Source organism: Paenibacillus sp. J22R3 (assembly GCF_056269305.1).
On the sequence record NZ_JBWDNS010000001.1, the window covers coordinates 1,555,985 to 1,577,445 of the forward strand.

20 protein-coding genes and 1 pseudogene are annotated in these 21,461 nt (G+C 49.3%); 2 read left to right on the forward strand and 19 right to left on the reverse strand.

Going from position 1 to position 21,461, the window contains the following annotated elements:
* Positions 1-57: 57 nt before the first annotated feature.
* From spoIIM to AC0YN4_RS07260, 3 genes are all read right to left on the reverse strand, one after another.
* On the reverse strand, positions 58-702 hold the full coding sequence (gene spoIIM / locus AC0YN4_RS07250) for a stage II sporulation protein M (RefSeq protein ID WP_475779337.1): 645 nt from the start codon (positions 700-702) through the stop codon (positions 58-60).
* Between the two features lie 65 nt (positions 703-767).
* Positions 768-1,982 (reverse strand): endonuclease Q family protein, encoded by a 1,215-nt coding sequence (locus AC0YN4_RS07255; protein WP_475835585.1) that lies wholly within the window; start codon positions 1,980-1,982, stop codon positions 768-770.
* An 11-nt stretch (positions 1,983-1,993) separates the two neighbouring features.
* Positions 1,994-2,551 (reverse strand): NUDIX hydrolase, encoded by a 558-nt coding sequence (locus tag AC0YN4_RS07260; protein WP_475779336.1) that lies wholly within the window; start codon positions 2,549-2,551, stop codon positions 1,994-1,996.
* Between the two features lie 124 nt (positions 2,552-2,675).
* Here AC0YN4_RS07260 and mciZ point away from each other — a divergent pair.
* Positions 2,676-2,747 (forward strand): annotated as a pseudogene (gene mciZ, locus AC0YN4_RS07265) (Z-ring formation inhibitor MciZ); the annotation flags it as partial.
* A gap of 184 nt (positions 2,748-2,931) precedes the next feature.
* Here mciZ and AC0YN4_RS07270 read toward each other — a convergent pair.
* From AC0YN4_RS07270 to lpdA, 6 genes are all read right to left on the reverse strand, one after another.
* Entirely contained in the window at positions 2,932-4,065 is a 1,134-nt protein-coding gene (locus AC0YN4_RS07270; protein WP_475835453.1) for a M20/M25/M40 family metallo-hydrolase, read from the reverse strand.
* 144 nt (positions 4,066-4,209) lie between these two features.
* Entirely contained in the window at positions 4,210-4,932 is a 723-nt protein-coding gene (gene lipB, locus AC0YN4_RS07275; protein WP_475779334.1) for a lipoyl(octanoyl) transferase LipB, read from the reverse strand.
* Positions 4,933-4,949: 17 nt separating this feature from the next.
* Positions 4,950-6,338 carry a dihydrolipoamide acetyltransferase family protein gene (locus AC0YN4_RS07280; RefSeq protein ID WP_475835454.1) on the reverse strand — a complete coding sequence of 463 codons (1,389 nt, stop codon included), beginning with the start codon at positions 6,336-6,338 and terminating at the stop codon, positions 4,950-4,952.
* A gap of 39 nt (positions 6,339-6,377) precedes the next feature.
* Positions 6,378-7,361 (reverse strand): alpha-ketoacid dehydrogenase subunit beta, encoded by a 984-nt coding sequence (locus AC0YN4_RS07285; RefSeq protein WP_475779332.1) that lies wholly within the window; start codon positions 7,359-7,361, stop codon positions 6,378-6,380.
* 1 nt (position 7,362) lies between these two features.
* Entirely contained in the window at positions 7,363-8,394 is a 1,032-nt protein-coding gene (locus AC0YN4_RS07290; protein ID WP_475779331.1) for a thiamine pyrophosphate-dependent dehydrogenase E1 component subunit alpha, read from the reverse strand.
* A 146-nt stretch (positions 8,395-8,540) separates the two neighbouring features.
* Positions 8,541-9,968, reverse strand: a complete 1,428-nt coding sequence (gene lpdA, locus AC0YN4_RS07295; RefSeq protein WP_475835455.1) for a dihydrolipoyl dehydrogenase — start codon at positions 9,966-9,968, stop codon at positions 8,541-8,543.
* A 163-nt stretch (positions 9,969-10,131) separates the two neighbouring features.
* Between lpdA and AC0YN4_RS07300 the strand changes: the two genes are divergently transcribed.
* Entirely contained in the window at positions 10,132-10,425 is a 294-nt protein-coding gene (locus AC0YN4_RS07300; RefSeq protein WP_210659648.1) for a DUF2627 domain-containing protein, read from the forward strand.
* A gap of 68 nt (positions 10,426-10,493) precedes the next feature.
* Here the strand turns inward: AC0YN4_RS07300 and clpP are convergent, their stop codons facing one another.
* The 10 genes from clpP to dxs form a co-directional block, all read right to left on the reverse strand.
* Positions 10,494-11,066, reverse strand: coding sequence for an ATP-dependent Clp endopeptidase proteolytic subunit ClpP (clpP, locus tag AC0YN4_RS07305; RefSeq protein ID WP_475835456.1), 573 nt, complete (start codon positions 11,064-11,066; stop codon positions 10,494-10,496).
* 27 nt (positions 11,067-11,093) lie between these two features.
* Positions 11,094-11,771: an RNA polymerase sigma factor gene (locus AC0YN4_RS07310; protein WP_475835457.1), complete on the reverse strand. Its 678-nt coding sequence runs from the start codon at positions 11,769-11,771 to the stop codon at positions 11,094-11,096.
* A gap of 83 nt (positions 11,772-11,854) precedes the next feature.
* Positions 11,855-13,045 carry an MFS transporter gene (locus tag AC0YN4_RS07315; protein WP_475835458.1) on the reverse strand — a complete coding sequence of 397 codons (1,191 nt, stop codon included), beginning with the start codon at positions 13,043-13,045 and terminating at the stop codon, positions 11,855-11,857.
* A 126-nt stretch (positions 13,046-13,171) separates the two neighbouring features.
* Positions 13,172-13,990 carry a sporulation transcription factor Spo0A gene (gene spo0A, locus AC0YN4_RS07320; RefSeq protein ID WP_475779326.1) on the reverse strand — a complete coding sequence of 273 codons (819 nt, stop codon included), beginning with the start codon at positions 13,988-13,990 and terminating at the stop codon, positions 13,172-13,174.
* 229 nt (positions 13,991-14,219) lie between these two features.
* Positions 14,220-15,545, reverse strand: a complete 1,326-nt coding sequence (spoIVB, locus tag AC0YN4_RS07325) for a SpoIVB peptidase (protein ID WP_475779325.1) — start codon at positions 15,543-15,545, stop codon at positions 14,220-14,222.
* Positions 15,546-15,668: 123 nt separating this feature from the next.
* The gene (recN, locus tag AC0YN4_RS07330) at positions 15,669-17,369 is read right to left on the reverse strand and encodes a DNA repair protein RecN (protein WP_475835459.1); all 1,701 of its coding nucleotides are present in this window, start codon (positions 17,367-17,369) and stop codon (positions 15,669-15,671) included.
* 62 nt (positions 17,370-17,431) lie between these two features.
* Positions 17,432-17,881, reverse strand: coding sequence for a transcriptional regulator AhrC/ArgR (ahrC, locus tag AC0YN4_RS07335; protein ID WP_475779323.1), 450 nt, complete (start codon positions 17,879-17,881; stop codon positions 17,432-17,434).
* 65 nt (positions 17,882-17,946) lie between these two features.
* Positions 17,947-18,408, reverse strand: a complete 462-nt coding sequence (locus AC0YN4_RS07340; RefSeq protein WP_475779322.1) for a hypothetical protein — start codon at positions 18,406-18,408, stop codon at positions 17,947-17,949.
* 232 nt (positions 18,409-18,640) lie between these two features.
* Positions 18,641-19,474, reverse strand: a complete 834-nt coding sequence (locus AC0YN4_RS07345; RefSeq protein ID WP_475835460.1) for a TlyA family RNA methyltransferase — start codon at positions 19,472-19,474, stop codon at positions 18,641-18,643.
* Between the two features lie 17 nt (positions 19,475-19,491).
* On the reverse strand, positions 19,492-21,390 hold the full coding sequence (gene dxs / locus AC0YN4_RS07350; RefSeq protein WP_475779320.1) for a 1-deoxy-D-xylulose-5-phosphate synthase: 1,899 nt from the start codon (positions 21,388-21,390) through the stop codon (positions 19,492-19,494).
* Between the last annotated feature and the right edge of the window lie 71 nt (positions 21,391-21,461).

The window sequence follows — 21,461 nt, forward strand, 5'->3', positions numbered from 1 at the left end:
CGGTTTGCTTTTATTATAGGTGCACATAACGAACAAAGTCAATTTTTTTTAGAATCATTACAATCCACCGCTAACGCCGACGATTAGCGGAGCGGCCCATTTCAGCAGCATCGGAGTGACGTAACACTCTACCGCCGCCGCTCCAAGAATGATTAGCAGCATCATGGCAGCGCTCGAAGTAAAAGTAACCAAGGGTTGGCTTAACGTTCCGAAACGACCTAAGAGGCGGTTCTTAACCACATAGAGTCCGAAGGAAATTGCTGACACACTAAGGATGAGAAACGCGGGAACTGCCAGTAAGTTTGGCGGTGCAACGGATGCCAGCGAGAAGATCAGACCTTTCCACGCAAACTGCCTCACCAGCGTTCCTATCGCAAAACCAACCAACACGCCTTTTAGAAAATCAAGCGCCAGCACAAGCGGCATCCCTACGACGGTCAGCCCGAGCACCCAGATGAGTATCATCCACTTGGCATGGAACCATGCCCGGTCCCAGAACGACTCATTTCCGCTCTGTAAGACGCCTTCTTGAATATGATGGATGAATTGCTGCACATCCCCTGCTAAATTCTGCTGTTGATCCAATGTCAACGCATTTACGAGCAGAGCGCCGAACACGACCCCTACGACAAATAATACAGACACGAACACATAAAGAGTCAGCTGATCCTTCATATTCGGCTGAAGCACGGATGATCGCATGGCATATCCCCCTAAACCCAGATGGTTCAGTGTATGTCCAAGCCTCCGCCGCTATGACGATCTGCTTAGTGCATACGGTTTGCGACTTTGCCGTAGTTCCCTCCACCGCCTGCTTGCAGCTTCAATGAGCCATTGCGAGCTTCTGCGATAATCGCTGCCGCCGATTCGCCTGCAATCCCTGCAATCGCCTCTATTGGTGCATCATGAAGAATGTTCATTTCCGTAGCAAACTGATCCAGCAGTTTGGACAATGTCTTCGGACCGATGCCCGGGATAAATTCCAGCGGCACTTGGTAGATATAGCGAGGTCGGTCTTCAGGCACGACCGGCTCACTTCGACCCGCCTTTGCCCCGAGCTCCATGATCCGATCCCATACACCTCGTACTTGCTTCACACTCCCGCATTGCAAGCAGCGCTCTGCATCCTGCGTATCCTCGGCGAGGGAACCGCAGTTCTTACAATACGTGCGATGGTATTTGCCGAGGACGGGATTCAGCCCATAATTGGCCGTAATTGCCCGCCCTTCAGCGCCTTCTAGCGCAAGCTTCAGCTCCTGAAAGGACGGCTCTTGAAGATGGAACTCATTATATTCGCGGCCGATCTTGGATAAGGAATGTGCATCTGAATTCGTCAGGAATGGGAGTGTATCGAGCTCGGGAATGAGCCCGGCCATCTCGCTGTCTGAGCTTAATCCGAGCTCAACGGCATCTACAAGCTTCGGATCGAGAGTATCTTGAAGCTGATCCGAGCAGCTGCCGAACAAGCTCTTATGAGGCGTGAAAATATGAGCAGGAATGAACAGCCCGCCCCGTCCCTTTACCTCGGCTTGCAGCTCTCGGGATGGCACATATAATCGCTGGGAGCTGAGCTGCACATTGCGCATCGAGCGGGACACCCACTTCGTGAACGATTGCATTTCTGCAAAGTCCGGCAGATAGATCAAATGATGAGCAGTGCCGAAGCCGGCATCGCGAACCTCGATTTCGGATCCAAGGAGAATGGTCGTATCCCGGTAGCGAATGCCTCCACCGCTAACTTGGGTCATTTCCCCGGAATCGAGCAAGGACTCGATATCACGCTGAACGCCGGGAGAGTGGCAGTCGATCACACCGAGCAGTCCGATGCCTTTGCGAACCGCCGCCTCATAGGCAATGTTACGAAAGGTTAGATCCTTACTTCCGCTTATCTTAACCGGCTCTCCCCGCTCCGTCCGCCCGATATGCAGGTGAAGATCGGCAAATACGCGGCTCAGCTTCCCTTCTTGTCCAGCCGCTTTCATAGTGGTCACCTCTAAATCTCTCCTGTAAGCCTGTAGATATGCCATGCATAGACGGCTAGAATCGTCTTCGCATCACTGATCCGCTCTTCTTTCATATACTGCTGCGCCTGCTCGAACGTAATTGCTTCTACCGCCAGAAACTCATCCTCGTCAGGCGCGCTATCCCCTTTGACAAGATCCTCTGCGAGATATACATACAGCTTCTCATCGGCAAATCCCGGCGACGTATAGAACGCACTCAGTGGGCGAAGCTTGCCTGCGCGATACCCCGTTTCCTCTTCCAGCTCACGCGCTGCCGCAACCATCGGATCTTCACCGGCATCCAGCTTGCCCGCCGGAATCTCGATTTGGAACTTCTCCATCGGCTTGCGATATTGCTCGACGACGAGCATTTTATCATCGATTAGCGCCAGAACGGCGGCCGCACCGGGATGTCTGACAATTTCGCGTGTGGCCGTTTTGCCGTCAGGCAGCTCTATCGTATCGACCTGCAGCGAAATGATTTTCCCATCGAAAATCGGTTCAGTCTTGATTGTTTTCTCGCGGAATTGATCGGTTTTCTCTAACATCTGTCATCGGCTCCTTTAATGCAATTCGATATTTAGGTAATTCTGTATTTCGGCCAGTCGGCAGGCATATGTTCTCTAACTCTCTCATATCTATCTATCAGTATAGCAAAAGGGGAGATCAATCATGAAACAATACACGGTAAAAAGCTCAATGACACTTATCGGCAAAGCCTGGGAAATCCGTCACCAGCTGAAGCTGCTTGCCAATGCGAGTTCGAAATCAGGTTCGAATAACGGCAGTGGTAAATCCGGACGAACGCTCGTTGAGTATTTGCAATCGACCCGTTAATACAGGACAGAATATCATGTTCGGAACAATAGAAAGGGTTGCCGCCGTAGATTACTCTACAGCCGGCAACCCTTATTCCTATTGGCAAAGCTTATTCCTTCAGCTCCGCGGCCTGTTCGATAATCGCAACAACCAGCTCAGCCGTTTTCACTAAATCTTCTGCCTTAATTTGCTCATTCGTCGTATGGATATGCTCATACCCGATTGCAAGATTCACAGTCGGCACGCCATGTCCGTTGAAAATATTCGCATCGCTTCCGCCGCCGGAGTGAAACAGCTTCGGTGTTCTGCCGATCTTCTCAATTGCCGCCTTCGCAAGCTCCACGACCGGATCTCCGTCCGTGAAGTTAAATGCCGGATAGATCAGCTTGCTTTCAAACTCCGCTTTCGCGCCGAACTCACTCGCTACCGCCAGAACGGTTTCACGCATCGCTTCAACCTGCTTGTCGAGTTTATCCTGCACAATGCTGCGCGCTTCCGCGTCCAGCTTCACGAAATCACAGACGATATTCGTTGCGCCGCCGCCTTCAAACCGTCCGATGTTCGCCGTTGTTTCGTGATCAATTCTACCAAGGGACATGCGCGAAATCGCTTTACCCGCCACTTGGATCGCACTGATGCCATCCTCTGGATTAACGCCGGCATGTGCCGATTTACCGTGAATCTTGATCGTGATCTTCGCTTGTGACGGCGCAGCAACGGCAATATCGCCAATCGGACCATTGGAATCCAGCGCATAGCCGAACTTCGCTTTCAGCCTCTTGCTGTCGATTGCAGCCGCGCCTACAAGTCCGCTCTCTTCTCCAACCGTAATAACAAGCTGAATAGGACCATGAGGAAGATTCTGTTCCTTAATGACACGAATCGCTTCGAACATTGCGGCAAGTCCTGCCTTATCATCTGCTCCGAGAATCGTCGTTCCATCACTTCTTATGTAGCCGTCTGCGTCAAGACGCGGTTTAATGCCTTTGCCCGGCACTACCGTATCCATGTGGGAGGTAAAGAAAATCGTCGGTGCCTGCTCAATGCCGTTTGCTTCAAGCATCGCGAACAAATTGCCTGCTCCGTGTCCGGTGATGCTTGCCGCATCGTCTTCTTCAACAAAGAAGCCAAGCTCTTTCAGCTTTCCTGTAAGCACGTCACAAATTTCACGTTCATATTTCGTTTCGCTGTCTACCTGGACAAGCGCCATAAATTCATCGATTATTCGTTGGTTATTAATCATCGGCTTTCCTCCGTTCATTGATTTCGTTTACAATAGACTCAGACTTGTACATCTCCCATACGAAAGGAGCATGCTCGCGTGCGTCCCAACCGATTGATGAAAATATTCATCTGGCTGCTCATCGCTTCAATGCTGATCTCTACTTTACTGATTAGCATCGGCTGGATCTTCGAATAGTCCGGTTTCTTCTTCTACTTCACAACCAAACTGTTTGCAGAAATGCGGCAGCAGTTCGCGTGCCGCTTGTTCCACACTTAGGTTAATGCCTGTTACATCAGCGAAGGAAGTAACCGCATATTCCTGAATGCCGCAAGGAATGATGCCTCGAAATCCATCCTGCGCAATGCCTGCTTTAATATTCAGCGCAAAGCCATGACTCGTCACGAATCCGCGGCGAGTTCTTGCTTTGTTAAACTTCACGCCGATTGCCGCGATTTTGGCATCCCCTACCCAAACACCGGTATATTCCGACTTCCGATTCGTTTCAATTCCATAACCTGCGAGCCAGTCCATGATTGCCTGCTCCAGCTGTCGCAAATAACCGTGCAGATCAAGGCCTGCTCCGTCGAGATAAAGCAGCGGGTAACCAACAAGCTGACCCGGCCCATGATACGTAATATCCCCGCCGCGATCAATTTGAAACACGCCGATGCCGCGAGCAGCCAATTCTTCTTCCGAATAGAGCAAATGCTCCGGATGACGCTGCGAGCCGATCGTATAGGTCGGCGGATGCTGAAGAAGGAGCAGCGTTTCGCGTCGCTCCTCCTTATCGATTTGTTTGACGTATGCCTTCTGTAAATCCCATGCTTCGGCGTAGCCGAGCATGGGCGTATAGTGAATATCGATCGCTTTCACGTTCGTTGTCATAACATGTAAGCCCCGTTTCAATACAGCTTCGTATCTAAATTGAAGCTTTCCAAATTTTCTTTCACCCGCTGCAAGAAACGTCCGCAAATGACGCCGTCCAAGATCCGATGATCCAGCGACAAACAAATATTCGCCATCGAACGAACCGCAATCATATCGTTGATTACGACAGGACGCTTCACGATGGATTCGCAGGTAACGATTGCGGCTTGCGGATAGTTAATGATCGGGTAGGACAAGATCGAGCCGAACGACCCCGTATTATTAACGGTAAACGTTCCGCCTTCCATATCTGCAAGCGTCAGCTTGCCTTCACGGGTTTTGCGAGCCAGATCTTCAATTTCCCGGGCGAGGCCGGCGATATTTTTCTGATCGGCATTCTTAATGACAGGTACTTTAACCGCATCCTCTGTACCCACCGCAAGGCCGATATGAATATCGCGCTTCACGATGATTTTGTCAACGGCCCATACCGAATTCATGATCGGGAAATCTTTGATCGCGTTAACGACGGCTTTCACCCAGAATGCGAGATAAGTAAGGTTCACACCTTCGCGCTTCTTGAAGTCATCCTTCAACTTGTTGCGCAGGGAGACGAGGTTGGTCACATCCACTTCCATCATCATCCAAGCATGCGGAATTTCCGTGACGCTCTGGCGCATGTTACGCGCAATGGCATTACGAACAGGCGTAACATCGATAAAATATTCGCTTCTGCCCGGCACTTGCTGCCCTTGCACTTCAACACCGGGAATACGCGGCGTTTCAGACAAATGAAGGCCGGAGGAACGAACCTGCTCCCCGCCGCTCTTATTCGACTGCTGTGTTTGTTGAGTGCTGCCTGCATTTCCGGCTGATGTTCCAGCCGCTCTGGTACCGCGTCCGGACTCCACGAAAGTAAGCACATCTTTGCGTGTGATCCGTCCACCAAGCCCCGTTCCTTCAATCGCAGACAGGTTCACGTTATGTTCAGCCGCAAGTGATTGAACCGCAGGGGAGTAACGATAGCGCATATGATCATTGCCATCGGCTTCAGCCGCCGCGCCTTGAGCACGAACAGCGGCACGATCGTTGTTTCGGGCAGGAGCGTTAGAAGCAGCAGAGGTACTTACGCTGCCTCCGTTAGGTGAAGCAGTTGGGGCAGCAGTACCCGCTCCCTCTTCATCAACCTCGATCAGGCAAAGTGGCGTGCCCACAGGTACGGTTTCGCCTGCACCGACTAATATTCGAATCAGCGTCCCTTGAATGGTCGCGGGTAGTTCAGCATTTACTTTGTCCGTAAGAATTTCACAGATCGGCTCATACATCTCGATTGAATCGCCAGGCTGCTTAAGCCATTTGTCGATCGTTGCGGAGACAAGCGATTCTGCGAGCTGTGGCATGACGACTTCCGTCAATTTCTTCATTCCGACCACTCCTAAATGTTTTGCGAAGCGACTTCGATTTTAGAATAATGCCAGCTTCTTCATCGCTTCTTTCACTTTATCTTTATTCAGCATAAAGAATTTCTCGCCCGGTGGATTAATCGGCATTGCCGGAACGTCCGGACCACATAAACGCATAATCGGAGCATCCAGCTCATACAGCATTTCTTCTGCGATGATAGCCGATACTTCTGCGCCAATGCCTCCGAATTTGTTATCTTCATGAATAATGAGCACTTTACCGGTACGACGGGCAGCTTCCAGAACGCCTTCTTTATCAAGCGGCTGGAGTGTACGCAAGTCGAGTACATGAGTGGAGACGCCTTCTTCTGCAAGCTCCTCGGCTGCTTCGAGCACGAAGTGAAGCGGAAGACTGTAGCTAATGACCGTAATGTCATCGCCTTCGCGAAGGACATTGGACTCTCCGATCGGAACGATATAATCGCCCTCCGGAACATCACCGTTTACTAGCTTATAGCATTTCTTGTTTTCAAAATAGATAACCGGGTCCGGATCGCGAACAGCTGCTTTCAGAAGACCTTTTGCATCGTACGCCGTGTAAGGCGCTACAATCTTAAGACCGGGTGTTCCGAAGAACACCGACTCCGGACATTGGGAGTGATACAAGCCGCCGAAGATTCCGCCGCCGATTGGCGCACGGATGACAAGCGGGCATGTCCAGTCATTATTGGAGCGATAACGGATCTTGGCCGCTTCGCTAATAATTTGATTCGTAGCCGGGAACATAAAGTCCGAATATTGCATTTCAGCAATAGGCCTCATGCCGTACATAGCCGCACCGATAGCAGCGCCGACAATTGCGGATTCCGCAAGCGGCGTATCCAACACGCGCTCTTCGCCGAACTGGCCGATAAGCCCTTTCGTCGTCGTGAACACGCCGCCTTTGTGGCCAACATCCTCGCCGAGCACGAATACATCCTCATCGCGTTCCATTTCTTCTTTCATGGCCAAGCGGATCGCATCAATATAGTCCATTTTCGGCATGTTAGCGTCCTCCTTCGCCATGATCTTCGGCGTACACATGTTTCAATATATCTTCAGGTTCCGGGAAGGCTGCTTGATCTCCATAGGAGGTCGCATCATCCAGAGCCGCTTTAATCTGCTGCATCAAAGCTGCATCGCGCTCTTCATCCCAAATTCCGCTGTCGATCAAATACTGCTTGAACTTCGGCAAGCCGTCTTTGTCGCGATGCGAATCGACTTCTTCCTTCGTCCGGTAAGCAAGATCCTCATCCGATGTGGAATGCGGCGATAAGCGATACATTACGGCCTCGACCAGTGTTGGACCTTCGCCATTAGCCGCACGCTCACGTGCTTCTTTAACGACACGGTACACTTCAAGCGGGTCGTTGCCGTCTACGCTATAACCAGGAAAACCGTATCCAAGGGCACGGTCAGCGATTTTTCCGCCTATTTGTTTATGAATCGGAACCGAAATCGCATATTGATTGTTCTCGCACATGAAAATAACCGGCAGCTTATGCACTCCGGCAAAGTTGGCACCCTCGTGGAAATCTCCTTGATTGCTGGAGCCGTCTCCAAAGGTAACGAAGGATACGAAATCTTTCTTCTTCATCTTGGCTGCCAGTGCAAAACCGACTGCATGAGGGACTTGCGTTGTAACAGGACTTGAGCCCGTCACGATGCGCAGACGCTTCGAACCGAAGTGTCCCGGCATTTGGCGACCGCCGCTGTTAGGATCAGCCGCTTTGGAGAATAGGGAAAGCATAAGCTCGCGCAATGTCATACCTACTGCAAGCACAAATGCGTAGTCGCGATAATAAGGCAAATAGTAATCTTGATTCCGATCGAGTGCAAAAGCTGCGCCTACCTGTGCGGCTTCTTGACCGATACCGGATACGTGGAATTTGATTTTGCCTGCCCGTTGAAGCAGCAGACAGCGCTCATCATACCGACGAGCGGTTGTCATTAGCGTGTACATTTCAATGGCTTGATCGTCCGATAGCCCAAGTGCGGCATGTTTGGTTTGCTGCACGGCAGATTCGGATTGTGTCATGAGGGATGCCCTCCTTTTAGCTGCTATTATAACCAGGTACTAAGACTTGCCTATACCCATTATAACCGACTTTTACCGAAAAAGAAATGCTCCGTCCACTGCTGCGAAATGCGTTGTTGCTTACTATATAAAGATGCAGCTCCGACCTAAAATGCCAATGAATTCCCATGAACTGCCAGCATTGCTTCGCCGAGCACTTCGGATAGCGTTGGATGTGGATGAATGACTTGTCCCACTTCCCAAGGGGTCGCATTAAGAAGCATAGCGAGCGACGCTTCAGACAATAGATCCGTTGCATGAGGTCCGATTAGATGCACGCCTAACACGTCATTGGTTTTGGCATCTGCAATGACTTTCGCGAATCCATCTGTCTCACCCAGCACATGTGCCTTGCCAATGGCTTGGAACGGGACTTTGCCGACTTTGATATCATGCCCTTGTTTGCGTGCTTCGTCTTCCGTCAGTCCGATGGAAGCCAGCTCCGGCTTGGAGTAAATCGCTCTTGGCACGCGGGAGTGATCAGGCGCTTGCTCCTTGCCGCCAAGCATATGGTCTACAGCCACAATGGCTTCATGGGCTGCCGCATGCGCCAGCTGTAAGCCGCCGTTCACATCGCCGATGGCGTAAATATGAGGTTCATTCGTTTGAAAATAACCGTTGACGCGGATAACGCCTTTCTCCACGCGTACGTCTGTATTTTCGAGACCGATCTCCTCTACGTTCGCTTGACGGCCAACGGAAACAAGCAACCGTTCTGCATTCAGAATCACGGGGCCATCAGCTGTATCTGCTGTGACGGTGGCTTGTCCGTCCTTATAGGTATACGTATCAAGCTTCAATTGAATACCTGTCAATATACGTACGCCTCTGCGGCGCAACTGCTTCGTAAGCTCTGCAGATGCTTCAACATCTTCACCTGGCAGCAGCCGTGATGCCGCTTCGATCAAAGTAACCTCAACGCCGAAGTCGATGAGCATGGATGCCCACTCCACGCCAATGACGCCGCCGCCAACGATCAAGATGGATTGCGGAAGCTCGTCCATTGTCAATGCTTCATTGCTTGACATGATCTCGCCTTGTTTCGGTTCCAGACCCGGCAGCGAACGCGGACGTGATCCCGTTGCGATAATCAAATTCGTCGGAACGACGGTTTCCATTTCACCATCCGGGAGTTCAACCGCAACACTTCCGCTCTTCGGTGAGAAGATGGAAGGACCGATTACTCTGCCGCTGCCTTGCATGACAGTAATGTTATGCTTGCGCATCAAATATTGAAGCCCTTTGTACAGTCCTTCGACTGTGTTTTCTTTGCGCCGCTGTACTTTAGGGAAATCGAGTGAGATAGCTCCCTCAGCCACATGAATGCCATATGTATCTGCCTTACGCATCGTAGCGTACACTTCGGCACTGCGAAGCAGCGCCTTACTTGGAATACAACCTTTATGTAAACAGGTTCCGCCCAGCTTCTCTCTCTCCACCACGATCACTTTCTTCCCCGCTTGTGCTGCTCGGATTGCTGCTGTATATCCTGCAATGCCACCGCCGATTATGGCCAAATCGCATTGAATCGTCATACTTGTTGCTCCTCTCCAGATCATAAAGCCGTTACATATGACTATTGTACCTTTTTTCAAAGCTCCTTGAAACTGCCACAAGGGATGAAATGGACAGCCTCCTTTGAAAAAGGTATGATTAAAGCATTATTGTCGTTGTTTCTGTACAGGAGGATTTATTCGCATGAAGCAAGTTACTATTCGTTTTATTGCCGTTTTATTGCTCGTTATTCCGGGAATCGCCGCAACTTATGGATTTCTTCTTATGAAGGATGCAATCTTTCATTATTTCTCATCCTTCGGCAACGATGCCGCTGTCCATAATTTTGAATGGTGGACCTTTATTCTTGGCATGGTACTGTTCCTGCTTGGAGTCGGCTTTATCGGAGGTTGGACCTTCTTCCGCGACCGCAAACGCAATTATGTCTCATCCCGCTTTCGCGAGAAGCGGCCTCGTCCGCCTCGGCCTGGCGTTTAATTGGAGTCAAACTGCAACGTAAAGTAAAAAGGGCGAGCCCTCCAGTGGTGGAGATGCTCGCCTTTTTGTTACAAAACCTTATCTACAATCCCGTAAGCCACCGCTTCTTCGGCACTCATGAAGCGATCTCTGTCGGAATCTCGTTCGATCTGTTCTTTCGACTGCCCCGTGTGCAGCGCAAGCAAAGTGTTTATTTTCTCGCGCGTCTTCAAGATCCAGCTGGCATGAATCTGAATATCGGAAGCCTGCCCTCTCGCACCGCCGAGAGGCTGGTGAATCATCACTTCGCTGTTGGGAAGAACGTATCGTTTCCCTTTGGCTCCACCTGCTAACAGAATTGCGCCGAAGCTCGCCGCAAATCCTGTACAAATCGTCGAAACCTCCGGTTTAATAAATTGCATCGTATCGAAGATCGAGAAACCAGCCGTGACTGAACCTCCGGGGCTGTTAATATACAGCTGAATGTCTTTATCCGGATCATCTGCAGCGAGGAAGAGCAGCTGGGCCACAACCGCATTGGCCATTTGATCTTCAATTTCTCCGCTTACCATGACGATGCGGTCTTTGAGCAGCCTCGAATAAATATCGTAGCTGCGCTCGCCCCGATTCGTTGATTCCACAATATAAGGCACTAAACTCATAGCCGGAAACCTCCTCATTCGCTGCCGTTAGGCTGCATACATCATGCTAACGGATGAGCGGTTGCCTTGTGACGCATGAAGCTGTCCAATTGCCTGTACCGGATCCATAAGCTGCTCCTCCACGTTAGCGAGTAGAACTAACGCCTGAGCATCGCCTGCGCGAACGGCATGAACATAGGCATAAAGCTGATTATCCTTCACTTTACGCTCCGCCAGCTTCGAGATTTGTGCAAGATCCGAATGCTCTTTGAGCTTTGCTATAGCAACTCTTGCTCTGTGCAGCGCAGCCTTCACAGCTCCTTCAGACATGGTAAGCTTAGCGGCTACGTCGTGGCCTTTATAGCCAAAAACCTCTTTGAGTAGGAACACCGTCCGCTGCAGCGGCGATAATTGATAAATCAGCAGTCTCAGCGCATATTCAAGCTCATGCGATTCCCCGAACAAACGGTCGAGCACCGCTTCCTGCTGTTCCAGAACACGTCTGGATCGCTTCATTCGACGTGCTTGATCGACTGATATATTCTTCGCAATGCGCAGCAAATAGGCAGTCGGATTAGGATGTACAAGCGCGCCGTTCATGACCGGCAGCGCTCGTAAACAGGTTTCCTGAACCAAATCGTCTGCATCCCATGTGGAACGAGTGAGCGAAAGGCAGTAGCGGTAAAGGGTAATCCGCATTTCATCAACAGTTGGTTGGATTGTCATTGTGGCACCTCCTCATCTGTTAGCGTAGATTCATGACGTAAACGAATGAACGTGTCAAAAAGATACGCGCTGTTTATAAATAATTATAGATCGGATTGCAATTGACGATGCCGCGCCTCTCGAGTGAATAGTCCGATGAGCGCAAACAATGTAAACGCGCTGCCGAGCATGATAAACATACTATTCGTTGATACATATTGTATGCCGAATCCACTGATGCCGGGACCGAGCAAGCTGCCGATGCTGAAGTGAATAGATGCCGTTACATTCGCTGACGGCAGCAATTCACGAGGCAGCAAGTCTGCCGCGTAGGCAAGACCAAGCGAGAAGAAGGAACCGATAAATCCACCAATCATCGCCAGCAGAATAAATAATACGATTATATTGTCTCCTGCCATCGGAACAGCCAGAAACATCAAGCCAGCAATACCCGCACATCCCATCAGAACGGGCTTTCGTCCGATTCGGTCGCTAAGCATACCAAGCGGGAACATGAGCAGCAAGCTGCCTACGCCTAGAGCCGGAAGCAGCAGCGAGATAGAAGCTTGACTTAGATGAATGCGCAGTCCGTACAGCGGGAAATTACTATTCATCGTCGCCTCCATTAATCCATACAGGATTGCCGGCAGAAGCGCAAACCAGGCAATGCGATACACCCTGGCGTATCGGTTCGAAGTGGCTGAAGCAAGCTTCGCCGAATGCTCCGGATATTCCGGATACAGCGTTCTGACAAACAGAAGAATGAGTACGAATAAAGCCGTATTTAAACAGAAAGGAACCCAGTCCCCAATAGACAATAAATTGATTCCGGTAGGCCCTAAGCTAAACCCGATCCCGTAAGCCATGCCGTAGAGCGAAATATAACGACCTCTGCTCTCTGCGGGACTGCTGCTCACAATCCAGAGCTGCGTGCAATAATGAAGGGCACTGTCGCCAACGCCAACGATAATGCGAAGTACAAACCATACCCAAATCGATGTGAGGAAGGGAAACAGCAGCGTTCCAATTGCTGCGAGAATGATGCCGATGATAATGCCTTTCTTATAGCCCATACTGCGAATCGGTTTCTCGATAAAGAACATCGTACTGAAGGTGCCAATGTATAAGGCCATGGAATTTATCCCATTTACATCCGATGATACCCCCTGCCGATCCAATAAGATGGACAACAGCGGCAGAATCAATCCTTGATTAAAACCCGAGACGAGTGTGACTGAGAGCAAAATAAAAAGTCGCTTCCGTGAAGGAGCTGCAGTTAATTCTATTGGTGACAAAACAATCCTCCTGAATGTACTTCTCTGACATGTTTAAATCTGTCCAAGAAAAACGCCACATTCGCAGCTTGCACGAAAGTGGCGCTTATCATGTATTCATAATCTTTACCATCATTTCGGGTGCTCTCAGGAAACCTTATGCTCGATCCGCAGCTTGTCGGCTACCATCGCGATAAACTCGCTGTTTGTCGGCTTTGATTTACTGATATTGATTGTATAACCGAAGAGGTGACTGATGCTGTCAATATTGCCGCGCGTCCATGCCACTTCAATCGCATGACGGATAGCACGTTCAACACGCGAAGGCGTCGTCTTAAATTTCTCGGCAATCGCAGGATAAAGCGTTTTTGTAATCGCGCCTAGAATTTCAATATTGTTGTACACCATCGTTATGGCTTCACGCAAATATTGATATCCTTTAATGTGAGCAGGCACTCCGATTTCATGAATGATGCTCGTAATGTTTGCATCCAAATTCTTACCTTTGGCAATCGGTACGACATTGGATTTATTCGAAATGGATGAAGAAGCTGAAGACGAATAAGAGGATGAAATAACAGTTGGATTACCAACCAACTGGCGAATGCGGTTCGCGAGTATTTCCATGTCAAATGGCTTCAATATGTAGTAGGATGCGCCCAGTTGTACAGCCTTTTGAGTAATGTTCTCTTGACCAAATGCCGTTAGCATGATGATCTTTGGCATTTGAGGCAAATTCATTTCACGAAGCCGTTCCAATACGCCAAGTCCATCAAGATGCGGCATAATAATATCCAAAATCAGAACGTCCGGCACTTCCCGCGTTTCTTCCAATAAGCGAAGCACTTCCTCGCCGTTATAGGCGACACCGGTAACGACCATATCGTTTTGTTCAGAAATATACTCGGACAACAAATTCGTAAATTCCCGATTGTCATCAGCCAACAACACTTCAATTCTTTGCAAGGTATAGTCCTCCTTAGACTAGTAATTCACTCTATTGTAGTTAACGCTTAAAAGCCCTCTGTGTGTATCTTGCTTGTCTAACTAATATTTTCGACATGATGAATGAAATTCCTTCTGTCGAATAATATTTTTCTTTATTATTAATTTGATCTGTTTTATAATGGATAATTTACTACACCATCTATCAGGATTCGCAATAATTCGACAAAAAATAAAAATCTTAAGGTGGCTAAGCCGCCTTAAGATTTAAGCTTGCTGGTTTGAGAAGAACACCTGCATCTTGCAGCATCCATTCAATAAAGCAGCCGTAACCGGATGTCGGATCATTAACAAATACATGCGTAACAGCGCCGATTAGCTTGCCATCTTGAATGATCGGACTCCCGCTCATCCCCTGCACGATACCCCCTGTTTGTTCCAGTAAACGCTTGTCCGTGATTTTGATAACCATCCCTTTGGTTGCCGGGGATTGCTGCTTGGTGACATGAACGATTTCCACATTAAAACGTTCGACCTTCTGACCATTCACTACGGTAAGCAGCTGTGCCGGACCTTCCCTTACTTCTTCCGCAAATGCAACAGGAAGCGACTGCTGATTGTAGCTGTGTGACGGCAGCTCTTTCATCTTGCCAAAGATGCCAAACGACGTGTTGCGCTCTATATTGCCAAGCACTTTACTTTCTTTAATGAAATGTGCTCTTTTCTCTCCGGGTTCGCCATTCTGGCTCTTGTTGATGGACGTCACATTGGACTGCAAAATCTGACCTTCACCAACTTCAATCGGAGTTTGAGTATCCATATCGGTAATCACATGTCCAAGTGCTCCGTAAACGCCTTGATCAGGCGCATAGAAGGTTAAGGTTCCAACACCTGCTGCTGAATCTCGAATGTACAGTCCTAACCGCCAAGCGCGGTCCTCCGAGTCAAATACAGGTGCAAGCTTCGTTTCAAATAATCGTGTACCTCGTTTAACGGTGAGCTGCAGCGACTGTTTAGCGCCGCCTGCTTCTTCTGCCATCTGAGCCACTTTATGCACCTCATTAATGTACTTGCCATTAATTCGGATAATAAGATCGCCTAGTTGCAAATTGGCCTGCTCACCCGGAGATACCCGAGCGCCTTTAGCATCCGTGACTTGATGATGACCTACAACCATAATACCGGCTGATTTCACTTTAACGCCGATGGTTTGTCCACCGGGAATGACACGTAAATCAGGTACAACATTCACTTTTACAGTCTTGAACGGGATTTTTCCAAATAATTTCAATTTCATCGTGGTTTTTCCGCTGTGTGACGACTGAATGGAGAGCGGTTTGTTCAAATTAATGGACAGTGAACGGTCAGATGAACCGTTGACTTGCAGCATTTGCGGATCAACGGTAACTTGAGCATGTACAGGCATACCATAGTCTAATTGCTTCAACTGGCCGGAGAACAAACGAACTTCGTTCGGAAATGCGGCGAAATGTTGAATTGGAGAGGATAGACCAAGCATGCAAACGATGATAACGAGAAGTAAACCCAGCCACCGCTTCCGCTGATTGGCATTCAATGACTTCACGCTCCCTGTTGCAAAATCGCTTGACGAGAAAGGTGGTTCGCCATTTGCGTACCTTTAAGGTATCCCTGCCCCAACAGTTTTATGTCGCCAAAAACATTCCCTGATTGCCTTCCATTACGCCCCCTTTTGTCTATCTGCCAAGTCAAGCATTTCTTGTGCATGATGGCGGGTCTTTTCCGTTACTTCCACGCCACCCAGCATTCGGGCAAGTTCCTCAATACGAGTCGGCGAGCTAAGCTCTGTGACCATGGTTGAAGTCCGTTCTGCCACGATCGTTTTCTTGATCTCATAATGATGATCAGCCATACAAGCAACCTGAGGCAAATGAGTGATGGAGAATACCTGACAATGCGTCGACAATCTAGACATCTTCTCGGCAATGGCTTGAGCAGCGCGGCCGCTGACACCTGTGTCCACCTCGTCGAATATAAGTACAGGCACTTCATCTATAGAGGCGAAGATGGTCTTGAGTGCGAGCATAATACGCGACATTTCACCGCCGGAGGCGATCTTGCTGATCGGCTTCAGCGGCTCACCAGGGTTCGGTGCGATGAGGAATGCCGCTTCATCAATTCCGTTAGGATGCAGCTTGTACGATTCACCGTCTTTACTTTGCTGCAGCTGAACGTGGAAGGTGGTGCGTTCCATTTGGAGTTGGCGCAGCTCGCTCTCGATCGCTCCTGACAGCTTGTCAGCGGCTTCCTTGCGGTGTACGGAAAGGTTACTGCCAAGAGTAACAGCTTCTGCGAACAAACGGGATTGCTCTGCTTGCAAACGAGCCAAGTGCTCGTCACGATTCTCGATTTTATCAGCTTCCGACTTGATTCCGCTCAAGTAGGACAAAATATCAGGGATTGTTTCCCCGTACTTCCGTTTCAAGCTGTGAATTAAGTCAAGACGATCTTCAATATAAGTTAACCGCTCCGGATCCGATTCAACGGAATCACGGTAATCCCTAAGCTGGAATGCCGCATCCTCGAGCTGATAAAAGGCCGATTGCAGCTGTTCCAGCAGGGGCTCCAGAATGACGGAATCATACTCGCGAATATCGGATACTCGGCTGACCGCACGACTGATTGCATCCAACCCTTTGTTACCGTGCAGCAGTGCGTACGCTTCGGAAGCGGAATCTCTGCGTTTGACCGCATACATGAGCTTCTGCTTCTCTTCCGCCAATGCTTCGTCTTCTCCTGCCTTTAACCGAGCCGATGCGATCTCATCGATTTGGAATCGGAACAAGTCCAGCATTTGCATATTCTGACGCGAAGTATCTTCCAGATCTTTAAGCTGAATGCGGACTTTCTCATATTCTCTGTAAACGGCTCGATAAGCATTCAAAGTTTCAGCCACTGCTCCACCAGCATATAAATCCAGCCATTCCAGATGCTTCTCTGTACGAAGCAATGACTGGTGTTCATGCTGACCATGAATATTGACTAAGCATTCTCCGGTTTCACGAAGCATCGACAAGGTTACGATATGTCCATTGACGCGGCTGATGCTCTTGCCTTGAGAGGAGAGCTCCCGTCTAATGACGAGTCCTTCTTCCGGCGAAGCTTGAATGCCGAATGTCTTCAGCGTGTACCAAACCGGATGCGAAGCCGGCAGCTCGAACATGGCTTCGATTTCAGCCTTGTCGCAACCGTACCTGACCATGTCTGATGCGCCTCTTCCCCCTACCACAAGGCTTAGCGCATCAATCAGAATGGATTTCCCCGCTCCGGTTTCACCCGTTAATACATGAAACCCATCATGGAATTTCACCGAAACCTTCTCAATAACAGCCAAATTACGTATAGACAGCTCGCTTAGCATAGTTGCTCTCCTCCTTAAAGATTCTCCTCGCCCATTGGAAATGCTGCATGTATTACATCAAGTTAATTCATCAGACCTAGTAGTCGTTCTACAATTTCCCCGCTCTGTTGTTTCGTCCGGCAAATCAACAGGATCGTGTCATCTCCGCAGATTGTCCCCATTACCTCAGTCCATTCCATATTGTCTATCATGGCTCCAATCGCGTTTGCCGTACCCGGCAAGCACTTCATGACGACCAGATTATCCGTGTAATCGATATGAAGAAAGTGATCAGACAATGTCCGCTTCAGCTTGTGAATGGAATTGGATCTCGTCTCCTGAGGCAGTGAGTATTTATAGCGTCCATCCTCGATCGGAACCTTGATCAGCTGCATTTCCTTAATGTCCCTAGATATCGTCGCTTGCGTGACCTGTAAGCCTTCTAAACGTAATGTATCGACCAACTCGTCCTGCGTCTCTACGATTTGGCTTGTGATTAACTCGCGTATTTTCATTTGACGGACACTCTTCATAATTTCCTCCTGTTGTCACAAGATTGAATCCATAAATTCGAATTCGATCTTGCGCCATTCATTTGTTAGGAACCGAATCGAAATGTGATGGTGCGAATGGTAAGCTCCTTATGATCTACAAACAGCACCCCTTCGCACTCAGGCAATAGCAGTGCGTAGACAAGCAATCGATCTCGAACGCCGCTGCCTGTCCAATCTATCGGCATCCGTTCACGCGCTGTTTTTACAATATAATGTTTGCCATCTTTCTCTGCAAATAAATCGATAAATAATCGGCTGTGCAATTTAGTTCCATCTAAGTCGATCTCTATCGGGATTCGGTACTTGCCATGCGTGACCTCGTAACCGGCTTTCTCCAGAAACTGTACGTTGATATCATCATCGCGTACATCTTCTGCATCACTAATTAGAAGCTTCGTATTCATTCCCGGCGGTTCGTGAAGCCAGCGGTAAAACATGCGATAGAGCCAGAACAAGATCAGCCCGCCAGCGACGACCATAACCAGCCAGTCCCCGTAGTTTCCCATCAGGATCCCTCCAGCATGATGATAAGGTATACCCTATTCATTTCGCTTTATTGGAAGGTTTTCCTCTAACAAGACGACTCCATCTGCCAGAGGTTTCGGCCCAATACCGAACGTTTGTTTGGTTTCGTTCCTAGTGTACCAAATAATGTCCATCCTGCAAAGAGGGGCCGCCTAAAAAAAACATAAAAAGCCTTTCATCACGGCTACAGCCATGAAGAAAGGCTTTCATTCCTTACACTTTACTCTCTTGCGAGAATGTCCCAGCAGCTTCTTTCACGACGGCCGCAATAGCGTCTTCGCCCGGAGGCTCCGATTGACTACCCGGTTCCCATCGCCAATAAGCCAGAAATTCAATGTTGCCTTCTCCGCCGGTAATCGGTGAGTAAGTGAGCTGCTCCAGCACATAACCTTCTGAAGCCGCCATTCCGAGTACTTGCCCAAGCACTTCTCGGTGTACGGCAGATTCTCGCACGACGCCGGATTTAGGCACCTTCTCACGGCCGGCCTCGAATTGCGGTTTAATGAGCGCTACAATTCCCGCCCCTTGTTTAAGCAGCGTGCCAAGCGTCGGCAGAATGAGCTTCAGTGAGATGAAGGAGACGTCAATTGTCGCAAATGTCGGCTGTGGTCCCTTCAGATCTTCCGGTACCGTATATCTGAAGTTGGTACGCTCCATTACATTGACGCGTTCATCCTGGCGCAGTGACCAATCCAATTGATTGTAGCCGACATCGACAGCATATACATACGCCGCCCCGTTCTGCAGTGCACAATCTGTAAATCCGCCGGTGGAAGCGCCAATATCCAACATAACCACTCCACCCAGCTGCAGCTGGAATTGTTTGATCGCCTTCTCAAGCTTCAAACCACCGCGGCTGACATAGGGATGCAGCGCTCCTTTAACAACGATGGAAGCCGTTCTAGGCACCTTCATGCCGCTCTTCTCGATCCGCTCACCGTCGACGATGACAAGTCCTGCCATCAGTGCCGCCTTCGCCTTCACGCGGCTGTCGTAGAAGCCTTGCTCTACTAACAAAATATCAATACGTTCTTTCGCAATCGTCATCGGTTTCTCCTGCTCTTCTACACTTGTCCGGTTACGCGTTTACGAAGTCGCGGCAGCAGTGTCTTCAGTTCAGCCGCCACATGTTCGGCAGTAAGGCCGACTTCCTGCCGCTGTTCTTTAATTGACCCATGTTCCACAAATAGATCCGGAACGCCCATAATACGAACTGAAATATTATGCTCATTATGCAAAGAATAGAATTCCAACACTGCACTGCCTAAGCCGCCTTGTACAGCACCTTCCTCCAAGACAAGCATATTCAGACCTTCTTTTGCGATCTGCAGCAGCATCGCTTCATCCATCGGTTTAATAAATCTCGCGTTAACCACGCGAACATTGAGGCCTTCGCGTTTCAACAGTTCAGCAGCTTCTTCCGCAACTTGAACCATTGGTCCGATCGCGGCGATGACAGCTGAATCACCTTCACGCACCGTTTCCCAAGTACCAAAAGGAATCGGCTTCATTTCTTTATCAACTTGTACGCCAACTCCGTTAATTCGAGGATATCGAATCGCAATTGGCCCTTCATTATAATCGATCGCCGTCTTCATCATGCGGCGCAGCTCGTTCTCGTCCTTAGGCATCATCAGCACCATATTGGGAATGTGGCGCAAGAAAGGAATATCATATACCCCTTGATGTGTCTCGCCATCCGGGCCAACGAAACCCGCACGGTCAATTGCAAATACAACATTCGTATTCTGGCGGCAAATATCATGAACGACTTGGTCATAAGCACGTTGCAGGAAGGTGGAGTAGACCGCATAAACCGGTTTAAGTCCTTCCAGTGCCATCGCTGCGCACATCGTTGCCGCATGCTGCTCAGCAATACCCACATCGATCATACGATTCGGATATTTGGCAGCGAATTTGATCAACCCGGATCCACCGGGCATCGCTGGCGTCACCGCTACAATTCGGTTATCTTCATCAGCCAGATCCATCAATGCATCGCTGAATACTTCCGTATACATCGGCGGACCAACGGCCTTCAACACTTGACCAGACTCGATTTTGTATGGAGAGATGCCATGCCATTTATGAGAATCGGCTTCCGCCGGCGAATAGCCTTTGCCTTTTGTCGTAATAACGTGTACCAGTACAGGACCCGGTACATGGCTCGCCTGTTCAAGCAGCTCCGTCAATTGCTCCAGATCGTGACCGTCGACCGGCCCGAAGTAGGTGAAACCAAACTGTTCAAACAAAATACCGCTCATGAGCAAGTATTTTACGCTGTCCTTTAATCGCTCCGCGGTCTTAGCAAGTTTGCCGCCGATTGCCGGGATTTTGTTCAGCAGTTGATTCAGTTCTTCCTTCGCCTTCTGATAATGGCGATCGGTTCTGATCTTGCCGAGATAATGATGTAGAGCGCCGACATTAGGCGCAATGGACATTTCATTGTCATTGAGAATAACCAAGAGATTCTTCTTCTCATGCCCGATATGATTGAGCGCTTCCAGCGCCATACCGCCGGTTAACGCGCCATCGCCGATAATCGCGACAACCTTGTTCTTCTCGCCCTTCAAATCACGCGCGAGCGCCATTCCCATTGCAGCAGACAGCGATGTGCTGCTGTGTCCTGCTTCCCATACATCGTGCGGGCTTTCAGAGCGTTTGATGAAACCGCACAGACCCTTATATTTACGAAGCGTATCGAATTGATCCATACGACCCGTTAACATTTTATGAACGTATGATTGATGGCCTACGTCAAAAAGAAACTTATCCTTGGGGCTGTCAAATAAATAATGCAGCGCTAAAGTAAGCTCAACGACGCCTAAGTTCGGCGCAAGATGTCCTCCCGTCTCCGATAGCTTCTCGATGAGAAAAGCACGAATTTCAGCTGCGAGCTGCTCTAATTGTGCAACTGTGAGAGTTTTTAAATCTTTAGGGTCATGAATGTGTTCCAGTAACACGGTATTTCCTCGCTTTCCCGGTGGGCAATCCCCGTTGTCCAACGAACTCCAAATGTGGCTAAATTATAACA